Source organism: Paenibacillus sp. AK002 (genome assembly GCF_053903045.1).
Map to the genome: position 1 here is coordinate 5,801,475 of NZ_CP096377.1, position 18,749 is coordinate 5,820,223.

The window sequence follows — 18,749 nt, forward strand, 5'->3', positions numbered from 1 at the left end:
ATACTACATATTATGTAAGGGCGTCTGATAATGCAAAGGCATGAGCTAATAGTCAAAAGTATAATTTATATTAAAACAAAAAAGCATAGTGGATGAAACTATTATTTACCCTTGTTCATCACCTGTGTTTCCGCTATAACGATGAGCATGTGGGATCCTGCCATCTACGGTGGTATAACCTTCAAAATAATGATAGTGCCCGCCGCCTGCCAATGGAATGGCGGGTCCAGTTGTTCCTCTAATCATGTGCTTGTGCTGGTCATTAAATGATGTTTGGGCATGGTAATTATGGACGTGTGGCACGCCGCTTGGAGCTGGTTCAGTTATACCCACGTAATGATGGAAATGCCCAACGTCAAAAGAGGTATCTCCTTGAAAGGGATGGACATGAACGTTAACCGGTCTTCCATCCCAAGATGTTAGAAAGAGTTGATGTGAATGACTGGAATCAGAGTTATCGGAATGAACAACAAAGCCCGTGATTTTTATTTCCATCCTATAGTGCCTCCCTTATATTAATGCATGATTTCTTTCTTGTTTACCTTCATGCCAGATAATGACCGATCGAACATGTCTAGGATAAATAAGAATCGTTCAGCTTCACGAAAAACATGATCTGCTAATAAAGGATGAATGATACTTTTGATTCGGCACTCTTCAATTAAGTCGCGCGCAGTTTTCTTAAAATCGCGCAATGATTTGACTGAAACGCGGTTTTCATCAACAAATTGACTTAGTAATGGATGGGTTTGCGATTGTGGACGCATGGAACTTAGGTCAATGGCTTGAAACATCAACGTATCAAAATCTTGGCTAAACTCCCTTGCTTGTTCCACTAATTTTCGCTCCGATGGATCAAGCAGATGACCTATAAATTTTGCATGGTCAGCCATGATTTTTAGGAAAAAGACATTTTCATCGATAATTGCATCAGGTAATGGTTCAAGTCTCCCGTTATTGAGTTCCTCTAACCGATTTCTAAAGTAATTCGCTTCTCGGCTAACATGATCTACAAGCAAAGGGAAATTTGTTCCCCCAGGGAGTTGGCACCTAAGTATAAGTCCAAGAACCTTCCTCTTAAATGCCCAAATGTGTGCAGCGGCATTGTGAACTTCTGAATTAAACTGTCGAATCGTTTGTGGATCGGTATCTGCTTGATATGCATGTGATCTTCTTTCAATATCCTCAAAGATGGCATGAAATTGATTAGCCTCATTGATTAACTGCGTATCTTCACATCTAAATCCTAATCGAAGAAAAAAGGAATGTTCTTTCATAATGCGTGACCAAAAACGTATTTCGTCTAATGATCTGACTACAAAAGGATCCGACAAACCTACCCCACCTTTCGGCACACGAAATAAGACAACCATTTTTATAGTGGCTCGATACAATGTATATGGGGATGGCATGTTTCAATATGCTATGTTAGGAAATTATGTAGAAAAAACAATTAGGCGTTAAAACGTATAGGATATTCCTAATTGGCTTATTTGTTTATGAAGAAGTTCGGTGAATTTTAGGACAACTTGCCCCCTGTACTTATCCTTGTGATAAATTAGTCCAACTTGCCGTAAAAATGGGTTTTCTGCTATATTCACTATTCTTATCCCAGGTTTGTCCCACTGCTTCATCAAGGTTTCGGAAAGGATGGAACAGCCTGCCCCTGCTTCTATCAGGGTGATCATTGATTCAATGGAATCAATTTCGATGACTGGTCGCAATTCAATTTCCTTCAAGTTGCAGATAGAATCCAATTGATGTCGACACCGATAATTTTTAGGAAACAAAACAAGAGGGAGGTCCATAAGAACTTCTAAGCTTACTTCGGGCCCTTCTGCTAAGGGATGGTCGGCATTGACTACTAAATAAAGCTTTTCATTGTACAGCAGTTGGGAAACGATACGTTCATCATGAACAGGAATAATAGTAAGAGCCAGGTCGATCTCGTTATTGAGCAAGCGTTCCGCAACATTGTCCGCGCTGATGACCCTAACCTGAACTTTTGAATAGGCCTCATGAAATTCCGGCAGCAGCCGGCAAACAAGCGAATTTAATTCACCCGGTAAAACCCCAATCGAAAGGCGTCCCCGTTTGATATCTTGCAATTCTTGAATTTCTTCACGTACACTCTTGAAGCTGTGAAAAACAGTGTGGCAATGTTTTAGCAAAATGAATCCGGCATCAGTAATTGCTATTTTTTTGCCTATCCGATCGAATAAAGGCATTCCCAATTCGTCCTCAATTGCTTTTATCTGGTGGCTTAGGGTAGGCTGCGTGACCCCCAATTTCTCGGATGCTCTTGTAAAATGCAGCTCTTGGCAAACAGCCATGAAATATTCTAATTGCCGGATTTCCATATCCTGCACCCCCGGTTTCTGCGAGTCTTAAAGAGATCATTCTTCTTTATCAACGATTTGTTTCATATTCAGCATGCATTATAGAAAATTTATTTTCATTAACAAAACAATCCCCGACTTCTATCCGAAGGGGATTGTTAAGATGTGCAGCTTATCCATCCATTGCTTCGCCAAAAAACTTATTCGTGCCATGGCGAATGAAGTACACTATCGCAAAAATCTTTGCGTTTGAAGCCCGGGAGTAACCGAGCGCATACATCTGCCTTGATATTGCCGTAGGTCGTTTCCGGTTTGTGAGCAAAACCCTCAAGAAATGCGGGTAAAATCTTGTTCTTAAATCCATTACGCGGATATGCCATCGTTACTTGGTTTCGCACATCTTCGGTAAATGCATCAAAATTTTCCCCAACAACGTCATAGCTAACGCCAGAGTTAATCAAGGCAACTTCCGGTTCTTTATACTGGGCTATTCCAATAGTTGTATGCAAGGCGACCGCATCCCATACGAGCCGAGCAGATTCTTCTGGCACTCCATAACTTCGTAAAAAATCACGTGCGGCGTTAGCTCCGTCCACCTCAAAACGTTTATCCGGACTGCTGTAGTGCTTGGTGAGTCCTAAGTCGTGGAACAATGCGCTGATATACAGCAGTTCTACATCATATTTTACATTGTTTCGTTTCCCCATAAGTGCACCAAATAGATATACCCGGTGGGAATGATTCCACAGTAAATCGTTTCCGTGCTCACGAAGCAACTCTGCGGCTGCTTTGGTCAACGTACTGTCCGGTATTTGGATTTCTGCAACTACATGTGACATGATGGACACTCCTTACATTTTTAGAGTCAGCTTGTGGCTTACGAACTCAATTCTATGCCCCTTATAATCATTCATCAATATTATCATTTCTATGATTATCATAGATTATACGCATAATAAGGCACCACATATTAGTATTCGCACATGGCAGAAGCTGCTCTAAATTACAAGCATGCAGCGTGTGTGGTCATGATGACACCGAAACTACTCTGAAAATATACGCAACATGCGCGCCCGTTTCGATATCATAGTATTTTTCGATTGCATTCATGCCTGATGATTACCTGCAAGTAAGTTATCGATCAAAGCTGTTGTAATGCCAGCAACAACTGCCTATGCAATAGTATAGGCTGTTAGTCTTGTAGCTACATTTCTAGTCGTAGTGGAAATTGCAACTGCCGCGTGTTCAATGCATTGTAGTAAATTTTACCTACCTCTGATATACTGACATTATTACTATTGTCATGGGTGCGTGATCAATCAGATGTGGGATAAAGAACTAAAAATAGCCATTCGAGAGAAGCAAAGCGTAACCGTATACCTTACCAATGGCGAAGTATTACAAGGCATACCGGATTCTTGTACAGATCGCTTAAAGATGCGTAGTGTTTATGGGCCAGTCTGGGTGCCATTAGATGAAGTAAAGCATGTGAGTCGATTAATACGGCTAAACATAAAAAAAGAACCTACTGGCATTAGCTAGTAGGTTCTTTTGCTATCTAAAAATGAAATGTACCTGGGTACCGTCCGGGTATCCCTCCAAATAGTTACCTACCCAGCTGCCTGCTCCTCGATTGTCAGATGGATCTATGTATTCGACACTTGCACCGTCTCCTCCTTCGGCACACATGGCCATCGGCCACTCATCCCGATCATATCCTTTTTTCGTAGGGATTCCCTTTAGTGAAGAACTCCTGTTATCCTCTGCACCAGTTCGATCAATGGTACAAACATCGGAATGGCCGGATTCAATGGCCTTTTTTATGTGATCCGCCGTCTCAGGATATTTATCCGCTGGAAACTCTAATTCGACAACGGTACCCCGTATTGGTGGGTTTACATCACTGTCATCTAACTCCGGAAAATAATTAAGGACCAACCAAACCAGTAATAAAGATAAGACCACTGTTCCAAATTTCATGAATAACTTTTTCATACAAATTGCTCCCCCATCCAAATAAAAAAATCCCTGCCAGTATAGGTCAGCAGGAATTTTCTTACCGATGCCTTCAGTTTACTTTGTTTAGTATAAGCAAGTTGGCATATATTTGTAAATCACTTCTCTGTAATTGTCGCTGTCTTGGCATGTCGTCGTTCCTCTCTGTTTATTGCTCATTATTTTAATACTTATATTGATTGCCCAATTTATTTGGGTCAAGTGTCACTATTCATTTGTACACATAATATGCACTATCTCATGATGAAAGGGAGAAGACCAAAATGAATCAACAAAGCCATAGCATTCAAGGTAATCAACAAAGGGAACCACAGCCTTATCATTACGGCCATGAGCATGACCATCACCCACATTTTCATCCATATAGTCACCCGTCAGGCCATCATATGATCCATCATCACCACCATCATCATCACCACTTTCACCACCACTACCAAATGAGGAGAGAAGAAGATTAATAATAGAATAAGATAACAATAAGGCGAGAAGAGTTACGCCCTCATGCTGCCGAGCGTGTCATTCTCGCCTTTATCTATGGGGATAGCCCCGCACATATTAGTATGCTCGCGTGATTTTATAATAAAAGGCTCCCTCTCGGGAGCCTTTTAAATAGCGGTATTATAAGGTTTTTAAGGCCTTACTTACATCATGCCGCCCATACCGCCCATGCCGCCCATATCAGGCATAGCTGGTTTTTCTGGTTCTGGCTTGTCAGCGATAACCGCTTCGGTTGTCAGGAACATGGCCGCAACGGATGCAGCGTTTTGAAGAGCGGAACGCGTTACTTTGGCAGGGTCAACGATACCTGCTTCGAACATGTTCACCCAAGTATCGGTAGCGGCGTTGTAGCCGATGCCGATCTCTTCTTTTTTCAGACGCTCTACGATGACGGAACCTTCTTGGCCAGCGTTAGCTGCAATCGTGCGGATTGGCTCTTCCAGAGCGCGCAGAACGATGTTCACGCCTGTTTTCTCGTCGCCTTCAACTTGAACAGCAGCAACAGCGTTGTATACGTTAACGAGCGCTGTACCACCACCGGATACCATACCTTCTTCAACCGCAGCGCGAGTTGCGTTCAGGGCATCTTCGATGCGCAGTTTGCGTTCTTTCAATTCCGTCTCAGTAGCCGCACCGACTTTGATAACCGCTACGCCGCCAGCCAATTTAGCCAGACGCTCTTGCAGTTTCTCTTTGTCGAAATCGGAAGTCGTTTCTTCCAATTGGTTGCGGATTTGCTTCACGCGAGCATCGATATCTTCTTTGTTGCCAGCGCCATCCACGATGATTGTGTTCTCTTTGGTTACGCGCACTTGACGAGCGGTACCCAATTGATCGATGGAAGCTGTTTTCAGGTCGAGGCCGAGCTCTTCCGTAATCACTTGGCCGCCAGTCAATGCAGCGATATCTTGCAGCATGGCTTTGCGACGGTCGCCGAAGCCAGGAGCTTTAACAGCAACAGCGTTGAACGTTCCGCGCAGTTTGTTCACGATCAGCATCGCTTGCGCTTCGCCTTCGATGTCTTCTGCGATCAGTACGAGCGGTTTGCCTTGCTGTACGATTTTTTCAAGGATCGGCAGGATTTCTTGCGTGTTGGTTACTTTTTTATCGGTAATCAGGATGTATGGATTCTCAAGAACAGCTTCCATTTTATCCGTATCGGTGATCATGTATGGAGAGATGTAGCCGCGGTCGAATTGCATACCTTCTACTACTTCAAGCTCCGTCAAGAAGCCGCGGGATTCTTCAACGGTGATAACGCCGTCTTTACCCACTTTGTCCATAGCTTCGGCAATCAGTTGACCTACTTCTTCGTCAGCTGCGGATACGGAAGCGACTTGAGCGATCTCCTGATGGTTTTTCACTTCTTTCGCGATATTCGCAAGCTCGGTTACGGCTGCTTTAACCGCTTTGTCGATACCCTTGCGGATGATCATTGGGTTTGCGCCAGCTGTAACGTTCTTCAGACCTTCACGGATCATGGCTTGTGCCAGAACCGTTGCCGTTGTTGTACCGTCACCGGCAACATCGTTGGTTTTGGTAGCTACTTCTTTAACTAGCTGAGCACCCATGTTCTCGAATGCATCTTCCAGCTCGATTTCTTTAGCGATGGTTACGCCGTCATTCGTGATGAGCGGGCTTCCGAATTTTTTCTCAAGAACCACGTTACGGCCTTTCGGTCCGAGTGTTACTTTAACTGCATTTGCCAAAGCATCTACACCGCGAAGCATGGAGCGACGGGCGTCTTCACTGAACTTAATGTCTTTTGCCATGGTATTACATACCTCCCTAGTGGATTATGGAATGGTAAAACAAGATATATTCAGGCATTCATTAGCCTAAGATCGCGTGGATGTCGCTTTCTTTCATAATCAAATATTCTTTACCTTCGTATTTGATTTCTGTTCCAGCGTATTTGGAGAAAATAACGCGGTCGCCTTCTTTAACTTCCAAAGGTACACGTGCGCCGTCTTTCAGGGAGCCGCTGCCTACAGCAATAACTTTACCTTCTTGCGGCTTTTCTTTAGCAGAGTCAGGAAGTACAATCCCGAATGCCGTAGTTTCTTCTTGTTCGATCGGTTCTACCAATACGCGTTCACCTAAAGGTCTGATCATGAAAAAATAGCCTCCTTTAAATATGTTGTGATGCTTTTTTCAAAGCTTTATGTATTAGCACTCGACAACCCTCAGTGCTAACAACCAATTTTATGATACTCAAGTTGTCTTAAAATTTCAAGTCCTTTGCATGAATTTTTGATCATTTTTTTGCAATCCGGACTTAGGGAGAGGTTGTCCCTAAACCCCCTTCACCATTGTATCCATGACCAGCCAAAATATGCCTGAGACTTTAGGAACACTGTGCGGCTAGAACTATAGATCCAGTCATCATTCGGCAGAAAAAAACAGCCCGAAGCATGCCCTTCCGCAGAAAGGTTTCATCTTTCATAAAACTGCGGATTCGTTGATGTGAGCTGTATAACTGCCAGATTGGTCCTCTCCTTTCGTCAAACCGTGAATAGCTGTGGTCCGCCGGCTCCCCAGGCTTCAACCAGCGCGTTCCGAAACAAAGCATCCAGGCTTTGATCCAGATCCGTATCTTGATGCTTCTTATCCTTGGCCAGCTGCTCATATTCGTTCAATTTCTCTTCAATGAATGCGTTAATGATAGGAAGCTTCGGTTCAATATTCATCTCTTCACCCGAACGTTTGCGAAGAAGCAATTGATCAATCTCCTGTTTCAGCGCACTTCCTTGATCTAATAAGCGATCCGTAAGCAGCTCGAATTCCATGGGAGGCATCTCGTTGTAGGTTTGAATCCAGTCGCATGCCAGGATCGGACGCAGTACATAGAAATATTTTTTGATCTTAACGTCTCCCCCTTGCAAATACATCCGGTAGTTGCCTTTGGCCATGTTCAGGTAGTGGTGCATGCAAGATTTAGGCGAGAAGGCAAGCGGAGATATGCTTCGGATTTGCTGGGCGATGCCAAGCGTCTCCTTATATTTGATGGGGGACTCCAGCCATTCAAGCAGGGGTGGATTCGACTTGCGAAAAAGCCCCAATGCTTTTTTTAAATCCCAACCGCTCATATCCAGACTGTCGTTGATTGGCCGCTCAATCACATCTCGCTTGTCGAAGATCGATAAATACCACTCCACGGGTCTGATATAGATAAACCTTACGTCGTAATCGCTGTCCGTCGATGGGAAGCCCCAGGCCCTGCTCCCTGATTCGCAAGCATACAGGATTAGGACCCCTTCCTCCCGCTCTATCCGCTTAAGTTCTTGTTGAATCGTCGATTTCATTTCCTGCGTTATATTCATATCCAGAATCTCTCCTTCTGTTGCTGCCGTGTAAATTTCCGATATCCTTATTGTCTTCCATGCGTTCCTATTTCAACAGGGCAAAAGTATGGCGATAACAAAACGCGCACTGCTCCCTGTGCGAACGGTGTGTTGGTCCGGGGCATGCTTGGATTGGCTGTCGACCATATGAAGATGTTACAATATCATTCCTTTATGCGGTTCCCTATCCTTGCTACAATAGTTACAGACTGGATCACGTACGATCTAATATATGATTTGAAGGAGGGCGCCATGGCTCGGGAAAGCTTCGATAAAGAAATCCAATTTCTTCGTATTCTGGCGCTGGCCGGCGGCGCATACAACCGGCAACAACTGGCTGATCGCCTTGGCATTTCAGTACATACCTATGACAAAACGCTCCGAAATTTAAAAAATATGATTGAATCGCTTCAGCCGCAGCTCTCGGAAGAACAAAGTCTCACCCTATCCGAAGGCCTGCGCTATTCATACTATGAAACCGCTGATCCGCTCCTGCTGCTGCTGTTCCGCGGCAAATCGCTCAAAGCATCGGAAAGCTTGAGGCTATCCATGATCCTCACCCAGCTGCAGCATCAGCAGTTAACCGCGAAGGAACTCATCGAACGCTGCGGCGATCAATTCCCGGGCGGAGAATCCCTGCCCGATGAGAAGACGATACGCGGGGATCTCAAATACCTGGAAGAAGTCGGAGTCATCGTAAAGACAGGTGCAGAACGGCCGTACCGTTACAGAGGCGCCCGTGATCTCATCGATTCGTTGTCGGATGACGAGCTACTTGATCTCTACGATTATGTGGACGTCATGTCGAACACGCAGCTCCCCTCTGTTCAGGGGTATATGCTTCGAGACAATTTAAAAAGGGCCTTGCGCAATCGTGACATCGCCGCACACTCGGCCCCGGCCTATTTTTATAAGTATCATTACCATTCACGCATATTGGATGAGGCGCATCTGCACACCATTTTTCAGGCGATCACCAAAAGAGCGAGACTCCGTTTCCTGTATTTATCGCCAAAAAGCTCTTCACGCTATGCTTCCCGAAACACGAATCCGCTGTTCCATAGGGAATCCAAAGGGCTTCGGGAAACGATGCTGCCGCTGCGCGTGATCTATGACCATCAATACGGCCGATGGTACCTGATCGGTCATAACGGCAGACAGGGGCTCATGAAATTTCGCATGGAAGGATTGACTCAAATCGAAGAAGGCGAAGCAGTTGAAGAAGAGGTATTCCAGCAGCGACTCATGGAAACGCTGGCCGAATTCGAGTACAGCTGGGTTACCGATACCCGGAATCCCACCAAGGTCGTAGCCAGATTCTTTAACCCGGAGGACAGCAAAGTGAATTTCGTGCTGAACCGGGTTAAGGCGCAAGGGCAATGGGGGACCGTAACCATGGAATCCGAGAGCTCTTTCTTATACGAAATTGAAGTGAACGGCACCAGCGAAATTAAGCCTTGGCTCCGCAGCTTCGGCTCCAGCTGCGAGGTGCTCCAGCCACGCTCCCTTCGGCAGGAGTTCATTAAGGAATGGAAGGAGATTGCCGCTTATTATGAGCCAGAATCCATTCGAGAAGATATTTAACTACCAGATCATAACAAGGCTTGAGGAAACTGACTCGATTGCCATTACCGCTCAGGAACGGGGATGGCTGAAAATGATGCTGATGCACCCCGAGGCGGCAAACGCCTTTACGCCCGGTACCTTAGAACGGCTCAAGCAGCTCCTCCACTTGGAGCATAGCGGTGCCGAGATGAAAGGGATCATTCTGGAGAAAGCCAAGGGACAGGAACGAAGCGTATACCATCCGCATCTTCGAACCTTGCGTAGAATGATCATGCAGGATCAGGGCTTTCGCCTAAGCTACCGCACGAAGCTTGGAGAAACGCGCAGCAATCAGTCCGGTTTCCCGTACAAACTGGAGTATTCCATGATCAAACGGGAATGGATGCTGATCTGGTACAGCAAAAGCCGTAGAGGACTCATGTACACGAAACTCGATCATATTTTATATATACAAGGGACTTCGCTCCCCTCCTTCCGGATCGATCGCATAAAGGAACGGCTGCAGCGGCTGATGGAAAACCGGGAAAAGCAAGCGATCATTGAAATCCAACGGCGATACAACGGGGAATTGTCGCGGATCCTTTACGCCTTTTCCTGCTTTGACAAAACGGTGCATTATGAGGAAGCTTCCGATACCTACCGCATTCAGGTCTGCTATTTGGAGGATGAGTGCGAATTTCTGCTCTCGCGCATTCGCTTTCTCGGCCTGAGGGTGAAAGTCGTGGAAGGAAGCACGCTGCAGACCCGGATGCAAGAAACCGCAGCGCTGGCTCTGGCGAGATATGCGCAAGATGAAGGTTAGAACGCCGCCATGACATGATTCCCATGAAGACCGAAGGCTGAGGCAATGATGAACAATAATTTCTAATCCATCATTCATTGGACAAAAAAACAACCCGCAAACCATACTCAGAGGAGTGAAGTTTGCGGGTTGTTTTTATTCTTAAAGGATCTCTTATTTTGCAAAAACAATACGGTCAATCCTCTTCGTCCGCCCTTACGTAGCGGCTGTCCCGTTCCATGTCCGCTTCTAACTGCTTGCGATAGATCACGGAAGACAGAAACACGCTGAATTCGTACAGAAGCAGCAGCGGAATCGTAACCAGGAAATCCGATATAAAGTCCGGCGGCGTTATGACGACCGCGATAAAGACCAGCGCGAAATACGCGACCTTGCGCATCCTGCGAAGCCGCAGCGGATTCAGAATGCGAATTCTCGTTAAGAACATCACCACAAGCGGAAGCTCAAACAGCAAGGCCAGCGGCAATACGAGATTGAACATAAAATTCAAGTAATTGGTAATGCCGTAGGTCTCCTGGAGCCCCATGCCCTGCGTGATCGCCGTGGTAAACGACAGCGTCATCGGAAATACGATGTAATAACCAAACGTGATTCCGACGATGAACAGAATAAATGCATACGGCACGTAACGTATGGCCGCTTTCTGTTCTTCTTTGCGCAGCCCCGGCTTGACGAACGCCCAGAGCTGATAGAAGATCAGCGGTACGGAAATGACGAGCGAAAAAATAGCGGCGATTTTCATGTAGATTCCGATGCCATCCCAAAAGGAGAAGGCATGCAGCTCAAAGTTCTTGGCTTCTTCGGCCGCCGTCAAATAATGATAGATCGGGTCCGCAACGAAAAGCCCCCCGACCAGTCCTGCTACGAATACCACGAGCACGATTATAATTCGTTTGCGAAGCTCGCCCAAATGCTCCACAAGCGCCATATCTTTCACTTGCTCCGACAAGTTAACCACCACCCTGTATGTGACCCTGACAAAACAAAATCCCTCCCGAAGGAAGGGACTTCAAGCCTTGCTTTAATTCTATTCCGGAAGACGTTTGTCTTCAATCTTGGCTGGCTCAGCGGCAACGGCTTGCTGGGGAGCCTCTTCTTTCTTCTTCGGTGCATCGTCTGCGATAATCTCCCGCGCACCATCCTTAAACTCACGGAATGTTCTTCCGACCGCACGTCCCAGTTCAGGAAGTTTGTTCGGTCCGAACAAGAGCAGCGCCAAAATAACGAGCAAAATAATGCCCGGCACTCCAATTGTACTCATATCTGTTCTCCTCCTCGTCCTGCTTAATGCCTTCAAAAGGACTTCAGGATGACATTAATCCATCGTGCCTTGCAGCTGCAACAGGTTTTTAACTAAAGAAAATCATCCGACTTCAGCAGTGAAACAAGCTCATATACCGCCATCATACCATAATGTAAATCACATATACAGTCCAGAAACGTGACAGTTTATTTACATAATTATCTAATAAGGTACTCGTTAAAGCTGCTCGCGATACTGGCCCGTTACCATCAACAGTGCCTCCGGAAGCTGATCCATGACCGCCGCCAGATTCTCGTGCACGCCTTTGGGAGAGCCCGGGAGATTGACAATCAAGGTACGGCCGCGGACGCCGCATACGCCTCGAAACAGCATCGCGCTCCGATTCTTCTGCATGACGGTAGCGCGCATCGCTTCCGCAATGCCGGGCACTTCGCGTTCGATGACCCGCTTGGTCGCCTCCGGCGTAACATCCCGCACCGCCAGCTCCGTACCGCCTGTCGTGAGGACAAGGTCCACTTGATAATAATCCGTAAGCTCGATCAATGCCGCGATAATTTCGTCCTGCTCGTCCGGTACGATCCGGTATTCGATGATTTCACCGCTCAGCTCTTCCTCCACCAATTCCCGGATCACTTGAGCGCTCGTATCCTCGCGTTCCCCCCGCGAGCCTTTATCGCTCGCCGTCAGGATCGCCGTTTTCCACACCATCTGCCCTCTCTCCTTCCCACTCATCCGAATCTCCTGTATCTATGCTATGTCGTTTCTTGTATGTAATCCCCGCTCTTCCCGCCGGTTTTGCTTACCAGCAGGGTCGGGCCGATGATCATGTCTTTCTGCAGGGCCTTGCACATGTCATAGACCGTCAGCGCAGCGGCTGAAGCAGCTGTCAAAGCTTCCATTTCAACACCGGTTTTGCCTGTGGTTTTCACGGTCGTTTCTATATATAATTCGTCTTTGGCGTTATCGCTGAACGCCACATTCACGCCGGTCAACGGCAGCGGATGACACATCGGAATCCAGTTCGACGTGTTCTTGGCCGCCATAATGGCCGCAACCTGTGCCACGGCAAGCACATCTCCCTTGCCGATTTTCCCCTCCTGGATGCGGGCCAGCGTATCCGGATGCATACGGACCGTTGTCTTCGCTACCGCTGTCCGGGCGGTCACATCCTTATCACTGACATCCACCATTCGTGCTCTGCCTTGGTCATTAAAATGACTCAGTTCCATCTCTTATCCCTCCGCTGCAGGTCTGGTCTTCACGTTATGCCCCTGTTCCGTAACCAAACCGTCCAATACCCTATCATGTTCTTCCATAGGAACTTGTTCCAAGACCTGAACCTCGTAACCGATCCCCACCCACAAAGGCTTCTTGATCCGACGAGCGTCGGCTTGTGCTCCCTGGTTAAGCCTGTCCGACAGCCGGTCATAATAACCGCCTCCGTATCCAAGCCTTCCGCCCATTCTATCAAACGCAAGCCCGGGTACCCAGACGATATCCGGTCCCGGATGATTCCATTTTTGCGACCGCAACGGATCGGGCTCCGAAATGCCGTAAGCGCCGACAACCAGCTCGTCCCATGCCTGAAGCTTATACAATTCCATCGAACGGTCTTGGGGCAAGCTCCGTGGAACGATAACCTGGATCCCCTGTTTCCATGCCCATTCGATAAGAGGCCGGGAATCCAACTCGGAACGAAAGGGAACATAAATCATCATGCTCTGAAGATGGAGACGATCCATGACCTCCGCAGCAAACGCGCAGGCTTGCTTCGACCGCTTGGTCCGCTCTTCCTCTGATAACTCGTTCCGTCGCAATGCCATCGTTTTGCGCAGGGCGGCTTTTACGGATGCCCGCTTCAAATCTTCCTCAGGGTTCACACGTGATCTTTCCTCTCACGCTTATAATTAAGTTTAGTTTACCACTGTTCCTTCCTTTAGCCAAGAATGACGGAAGTCGCCAATCAAGGTCGATTGTTCGGTCATTTTCATGTACACTTGATTTAAGATAGAAGAAACGCATAAACTCCAAAGCACGCGATCATTCAGATTGCCATAAAACAGCGTCTACGCGCGTTCTGTCGGAGCATGTACGTCGGAAGTCGTTTTTCTTATAATGAAGAATTAATGGAATAATCATATAGAAAGATGGAGGTTTCACATAACATGCTGCTGCAAGCCAATGGCATTACGAAATTATATGGCGTCACGCCCGTCCTGGACGGGATCAATCTGCAAGTCCTTGAACGCGAAAGAATCGGCCTCGTCGGAGTCAATGGAGCCGGGAAATCGACGCTGCTTAAAATTTTGGCCGGCGAGATGTCCTATGATGGAGGACAAATCTTCAAAGCCAAGGAAACCACCGTCGGTTATCTTGCCCAGAACAGCGGGCTTCAGTCCGATTCCTCCATATGGAACGAGATGCTGGATGTCTTTACTCCCCTGCTGGAGATGGAGCGTGAGCTTCGTCAGATGGAAGAGCAAATCGCCGACCCCAAGTCGAGCGAAGATCCGAAGAAATACCAGGAGCTTCTGGATCGTTATGCGGTCCGCTCGGACTGGTTCAAGGATCAAGGCGGATATGAGATCGAAACACGCATCCGCAGCGTGCTGCACGGCATGGGATTCGGCAGCTTTTCGCCCGATACGTCCATTGCCACGTTAAGCGGCGGGCAGAAGACAAGGCTGGCCCTTGCAAAAATACTGCTGCAGGCACCCGACCTGCTGATGCTGGACGAACCGACGAACCATCTGGATATCGCAACCCTCACCTGGCTGGAGGATTATTTGCGCGGTTATTCCGGCTCGCTGCTCGTCGTTTCCCATGACCGGTATTTCCTGGATCGGCTCGTGACCACCATCGTGGAGATCGAACGCCGCCATTCCAAAAAATATACCGGCAACTACAGCCGGTACATTGAGCTGAAAGCAGCCGAATACGAATCCCAGCTGAAGCAATACGAGAAGCAGCAGGACGAGATCTCCCGCATGGAGAACTTCATTCAGCGAAACCTGGTACGGGCCTCTACGACCAAGCGTGCGCAGAGCCGCCGCAAAGCGCTGGATAAAATGGAGCGGCTCGACAAACCGCTGGGCGATCTTAAGAAAGCTCATTTTTCTTTTGAAGCCGAGTATATGTCAGGGAAAGACGTCCTTCATGTACGTGATCTGTCGCTTGCGTTCGAGCAGGACAAACCGCTGTTTCGGCAAGTTTCCTTTGATCTCAGCCGCGGGGAAACCGTAGCTTTGATCGGACCCAACGGGGTGGGCAAATCGACACTTCTGAAATGCTTGATCGGTACCATGAAGCCGACGGCGGGGTCGCTGCAATGGGGTACAAAAGTAAAGATCGGCTATTACGATCAGGAGCAATCGGAGCTGAATCCAAGCAACACCGTCCTGGAAGAGCTGTGGGGCACCTATCCGCAGATGGAGGAAGCCCGCATTCGTACCGTTCTGGGCAATTTCCTCTTCAGCGGCGAAGATGTGCTCAAGAAGGTCAGCTCCTTAAGCGGCGGGGAAAAAGCACGCGTCTCGCTTGCAAAGCTCATGCTTCTGGAAGCCAACATGCTCATCTTGGACGAGCCGACGAACCATCTAGACTTGTTTGCAAAAGAGGTGCTGGAATCGGCACTCATGGATTACGAGGGCACTTTATTGTTCATATCCCATGACCGTTACTTCCTTAATAAGATGGCGGAACGCATCATCGAGCTTCATCCGGACGGTATTCAACATTTCCTGGGTAATTATGACGACTATACGGAGAAAAAACAGGAAATTCTTGATATGAACAATGAGCCTTCCGAGCCGTTTGCCCGCCACACCCTGAAACAGGAAGGGAAAGCCGAGGCTATGCCTGAGAAGCAAGGGGCCGTTTCCTTCGAAGCCGAGAAGCAGGCGAAACGGGAGGAACGAAACCGTCAGCGCAGGCTTGCCAGCCTGGAGGAGCAAATTCATGTCCTGGAATCGGACATTGCCCAATTGGAAACCGAAATGACCTTGCCGGAGATCTATCAGGATTATATGGCGCTCCAAGAACGGCAGCAGTCGTTAGAGGAGAAAAAGAGTCAGCTTGAGCAAATTTTTGCCGAATGGGAGTCATTGCTGGAAGCCTAAAAAAATTCACAAAAGTGTTTCAAATGGAGATTTACGTTTATACACAAACTTATCCCCAGGAATGGTGCATAAGTTTACCATGAAAATGGCCGAAATGGCCATTTTTTTGTTGTTATACGCGGATCTCCGGTCCTATATCCAGCTTTATCCACTAAGTTATTCACATTATCCACAGTTTCCACCGGGAAATGTGAAAATCCTGTCCCCTCTTTTCAGCGTCTTGCAAAAGACCGATTTATCGACATTTTTCTCGGTTATGCACATTTTTTGGCGAATATGTGGATAACGTTGTTCACAACTTGACAGAGTTTGATGTTCTATATATTTAGCTCCTATATAGGGCCTACTTTTTATTATTATGGAAAAAAGCGACCTTCCCCGTACCGGGTTGAAGGTCGCTTGTGCAATCTAAAGTAAATATAAGCAGGCACGCTGAGTTCCCTTATTCGCTTCCTGCCTAAACCGACATCAACGCCGAGTTGCATGCCGCAACGTATGCCAAGCCTGCGGCCATGACGATATCCTGGTGCACGGCCGTGCTGCGGAAGATCTTGCCGGCCTTCTCCACCGTTACCGCCGCTTCGGCATGCGCGTCCTCGCCGCTGCTTAAAGAATGGAGCTCCAGATCGCCAAACCGGATGTCGCTGCTGATTCCTTGGCTGATCGCCGATATGACGGCTTGCACGGGACCGTCCGCCACGCTGGAGTAGGTGGCTTCCGTCTGTTCGCTCAATTGGCGCAGCGTAACCGCGGCAACCCTGCTGCTTCCCGTGCCGGAAATGACCTGCGCCTCGGCCAGTTCGTACACCTGTGCCGGCTTGCCCAATGTGCTGCTGACCATCTGCAGCAGCTGATCATCGCTGACCACCTTTTGACGGTCAGCCGCTTCCTTGAAGGTATCGTACAAGGATTCCATCTCGGCTCCCTCGAGCCGGACACCGTAACGGGCCAAGCGATCCTTCAGGGCATGGCGGCCGGAGTGCTTGCCCAGTACGATCATGCTTCGCGGAATGCCCAGCTTCTCCGGATCCATAATCTCATAGGTGCTTCGATCCTTCAGAAGACCGTCCTGGTGAATGCCGGATTCATGCTGGAAGGCGTTCCGGCCGACCACGGGCTTATTGAAGGCGATCGGAAAATGCATCGCACCGCTGACGAGGCGGGATACCTCGTACAGCTTCTCGGCCGTAATGCCCGTCTCTGCCCGCAGCATGTCACCCCGGGTAGATAGAGCCATGACAAGCTCTTCCAGCGCGCAGTTGCCTGTACGTTCGCCCACCCCGTTCACGGTGACCTCAATTTGACTCGCGCCGTTCTCGATCGCGGCCAGGCTGTTGGCCACGGCTAAACCGAGATCGTTATGGCAGTGGGCACTGTAGGCGACCGTCTTCCCGCCTCGGGCGCCATCCCGCACGCGCCGGAAGATCTCGCCGTATTCGTTCGGAAGCGCATATCCGACCGTATCCGGCAGATTGATGATCGTGGCTCCCTCTTCTATAACGGCCTCCACCATCTCGATCAGGTCGTCAATGCCCGTTCGTGAAGCATCCATTGCCGTGAATTCCACCACATCGCTGAATTGCCTCGCATAAGCCGTCATTTCACGCGCCCTTGCCACGACTTCCGGACGGCTCATGCGCAGCTGGTGGCGAAGATGGATGTCGGAAGAGGATATGAACAGGTGAATCCGCCTTCTGGCCGCATCCTGGGTTGCCTTGACGGCCGCATCAATATCCCCTTTTACCGCTCGCGCGAACCCGCAAATCTCCACCTGCTGCAGCTGCCTTGAAATGGCCTGCACAGCGGCGAACTCTCCGGGACTGGACACCGGAAACCCGGGCTCCATCACGTCAACGCCCAATTCCGCCAGCTTTCCGGCCAGCACAATCTTCTGCTCAGGCTGGAGACTTGCCCCTGGTGCCTGTTCTCCGTCCCGCAATGTCGTATCGAAAATTCGGATCGTTTTCTTGGATTCATTCATCTTCCGATATTCCTCCTTCGTTAGGGTATAACCCTGATTTTCATTCGATGGATTCTGTTGTTCTATCCAACTGGTTATGTTCAATGCACGTCCGCACGTCGACTTGCGTCCGCTTCCCACCCTGCTGCTGCCGGCAGCAAAAAAGCCCGCCATCTCTTATATCATAAGAGACGACGGGCTAAAGACCCTCCGTGGTACCACTCTAATTGACACGCCATGCTGTGCAGCGATGCTGCCGCACGTACGTGTCCACTCACCGTCCATGATCTCCTCATGCCGGCCGGGTCATGAAGAGAAAGGACTTCCCGATGACGGAGGAACGCCGTAAGAGAGTCCTATCTGCATTCTTGGCAGCCGATCCGGATGGATCCAATCACCCCACCTGCAGACGATCCCTCTTCCGCTCCCGGGCGAGATTCAAAGCTTGCTGTCGCTGCGTCGCACCAAAACCGCAGCTCTCTGTAGACAGCTCCCTTCTACTGCTCCCGTTCATCGCGTTTATACGATATGATGTTATGCAAATACCATGATATCCGGCTCCCCTTCACCGGGTAGCTTTGCCTCTTCAACATGGCTTCGTTGTTATATGCTTTCTGCCTGATCCGAGCCTCCCGCTGCCTATGCATGCAAAAAAGCCTGCCATCTCTTATGCAAGAGACGACAGGCTATCCTATCGCGGTACCACTCTTGTTGACTCTAATCCTAGGTCATTGCAAACCCGGACCTTAAAGCCCCCTCCATCGCCAAATCGCAAAGGATTTGTGCGCAGCCGTTCTCACGGAGGCCATCCCGTAGCAAGGTCAAACTCCGCAATTTCATCT

Annotated in this window: 18 protein-coding genes and 1 other annotated feature; of the genes, 3 read left to right on the forward strand and 15 right to left on the reverse strand. The window is 48.5% G+C overall.

Annotated elements, in window-relative coordinates; translation table 11 throughout:
• Window positions 1-105 precede the first annotated feature (105 nt).
• The 9 genes from M1D70_RS25950 to M1D70_RS25990 form a co-directional block, all read right to left on the reverse strand.
• Window positions 106-495 carry a YmaF family protein gene (locus tag M1D70_RS25950; RefSeq protein WP_083829990.1) on the reverse strand — a complete coding sequence of 130 codons (390 nt, stop codon included), beginning with the start codon at window positions 493-495 and terminating at the stop codon, window positions 106-108.
• Window positions 496-515: 20 nt separating this feature from the next.
• Window positions 516-1,373, reverse strand: coding sequence for a DUF2935 domain-containing protein (locus M1D70_RS25955; RefSeq protein WP_049788741.1), 858 nt, complete (start codon window positions 1,371-1,373; stop codon window positions 516-518).
• Between the two features lie 87 nt (window positions 1,374-1,460).
• Window positions 1,461-2,360: a LysR family transcriptional regulator gene (locus tag M1D70_RS25960; RefSeq protein ID WP_456288339.1), complete on the reverse strand. Its 900-nt coding sequence runs from the start codon at window positions 2,358-2,360 to the stop codon at window positions 1,461-1,463.
• A 179-nt stretch (window positions 2,361-2,539) separates the two neighbouring features.
• Window positions 2,540-3,178 carry an HD domain-containing protein gene (locus M1D70_RS25965; RefSeq protein ID WP_456288340.1) on the reverse strand — a complete coding sequence of 213 codons (639 nt, stop codon included), beginning with the start codon at window positions 3,176-3,178 and terminating at the stop codon, window positions 2,540-2,542.
• Between the two features lie 715 nt (window positions 3,179-3,893).
• Window positions 3,894-4,334: a NucA/NucB deoxyribonuclease domain-containing protein gene (locus M1D70_RS25970; RefSeq protein WP_251498442.1), complete on the reverse strand. Its 441-nt coding sequence runs from the start codon at window positions 4,332-4,334 to the stop codon at window positions 3,894-3,896.
• 228 nt (window positions 4,335-4,562) lie between these two features.
• On the reverse strand, window positions 4,563-4,832 hold the full coding sequence (locus M1D70_RS25975) for a hypothetical protein (RefSeq protein ID WP_433941314.1): 270 nt from the start codon (window positions 4,830-4,832) through the stop codon (window positions 4,563-4,565).
• Between the two features lie 164 nt (window positions 4,833-4,996).
• Window positions 4,997-6,625 (reverse strand): chaperonin GroEL, encoded by a 1,629-nt coding sequence (gene groL, locus M1D70_RS25980; RefSeq protein WP_009593977.1) that lies wholly within the window; start codon window positions 6,623-6,625, stop codon window positions 4,997-4,999.
• Between the two features lie 61 nt (window positions 6,626-6,686).
• The gene (groES, locus tag M1D70_RS25985; protein WP_006212454.1) at window positions 6,687-6,968 is read right to left on the reverse strand and encodes a co-chaperone GroES; all 282 of its coding nucleotides are present in this window, start codon (window positions 6,966-6,968) and stop codon (window positions 6,687-6,689) included.
• A gap of 389 nt (window positions 6,969-7,357) precedes the next feature.
• On the reverse strand, window positions 7,358-8,176 hold the full coding sequence (locus M1D70_RS25990) for a nucleotidyltransferase domain-containing protein (RefSeq protein ID WP_009593976.1): 819 nt from the start codon (window positions 8,174-8,176) through the stop codon (window positions 7,358-7,360).
• 273 nt (window positions 8,177-8,449) lie between these two features.
• Between M1D70_RS25990 and M1D70_RS25995 the strand changes: the two genes are divergently transcribed.
• Both M1D70_RS25995 and M1D70_RS26000 read left to right on the forward strand, forming a co-directional pair.
• Window positions 8,450-9,781, forward strand: coding sequence for a helix-turn-helix transcriptional regulator (locus tag M1D70_RS25995; RefSeq protein WP_456288341.1), 1,332 nt, complete (start codon window positions 8,450-8,452; stop codon window positions 9,779-9,781).
• Window positions 9,750-10,565, forward strand: a complete 816-nt coding sequence (locus tag M1D70_RS26000) for a WYL domain-containing protein (protein WP_009593975.1) — start codon at window positions 9,750-9,752, stop codon at window positions 10,563-10,565. The genes M1D70_RS25995 and M1D70_RS26000 overlap by 32 nt, the downstream gene beginning before the upstream one ends.
• Before the next feature lie 175 nt (window positions 10,566-10,740).
• On the opposite strand, the gene tatC is transcribed toward M1D70_RS26000, so the two are convergent.
• From tatC to M1D70_RS26025, 5 genes are all read right to left on the reverse strand, one after another.
• Window positions 10,741-11,514, reverse strand: a complete 774-nt coding sequence (gene tatC / locus M1D70_RS26005) for a twin-arginine translocase subunit TatC (RefSeq protein WP_009593965.1) — start codon at window positions 11,512-11,514, stop codon at window positions 10,741-10,743.
• A 78-nt stretch (window positions 11,515-11,592) separates the two neighbouring features.
• Window positions 11,593-11,826, reverse strand: a complete 234-nt coding sequence (tatA, locus tag M1D70_RS26010) for a twin-arginine translocase TatA/TatE family subunit (protein ID WP_456288342.1) — start codon at window positions 11,824-11,826, stop codon at window positions 11,593-11,595.
• A gap of 219 nt (window positions 11,827-12,045) precedes the next feature.
• Complete coding sequence (locus M1D70_RS26015; protein ID WP_009593970.1) at window positions 12,046-12,537, reverse strand: MogA/MoaB family molybdenum cofactor biosynthesis protein; 492 nt, start codon at window positions 12,535-12,537, stop codon at window positions 12,046-12,048.
• 44 nt (window positions 12,538-12,581) lie between these two features.
• Window positions 12,582-13,058, reverse strand: coding sequence for a cyclic pyranopterin monophosphate synthase MoaC (gene moaC, locus M1D70_RS26020; protein WP_009593966.1), 477 nt, complete (start codon window positions 13,056-13,058; stop codon window positions 12,582-12,584).
• A 3-nt stretch (window positions 13,059-13,061) separates the two neighbouring features.
• Window positions 13,062-13,709 (reverse strand): 5-formyltetrahydrofolate cyclo-ligase, encoded by a 648-nt coding sequence (locus M1D70_RS26025; protein ID WP_456288343.1) that lies wholly within the window; start codon window positions 13,707-13,709, stop codon window positions 13,062-13,064.
• A gap of 285 nt (window positions 13,710-13,994) precedes the next feature.
• On the opposite strand from M1D70_RS26025, the gene M1D70_RS26030 reads away from it, so the two are divergent.
• Window positions 13,995-15,947, forward strand: a complete 1,953-nt coding sequence (locus M1D70_RS26030; protein ID WP_009593984.1) for an ABC-F family ATP-binding cassette domain-containing protein — start codon at window positions 13,995-13,997, stop codon at window positions 15,945-15,947.
• Window positions 15,948-16,404: 457 nt separating this feature from the next.
• Here M1D70_RS26030 and M1D70_RS26035 read toward each other — a convergent pair whose 3' ends face one another.
• Window positions 16,405-17,928: a 2-isopropylmalate synthase gene (locus M1D70_RS26035; RefSeq protein WP_456288344.1), complete on the reverse strand. Its 1,524-nt coding sequence runs from the start codon at window positions 17,926-17,928 to the stop codon at window positions 16,405-16,407.
• Window positions 17,929-18,091: 163 nt separating this feature from the next.
• Window positions 18,092-18,430, reverse strand: a binding site (T-box leader).
• Window positions 18,431-18,749: the final 319 nt, after the last annotated feature.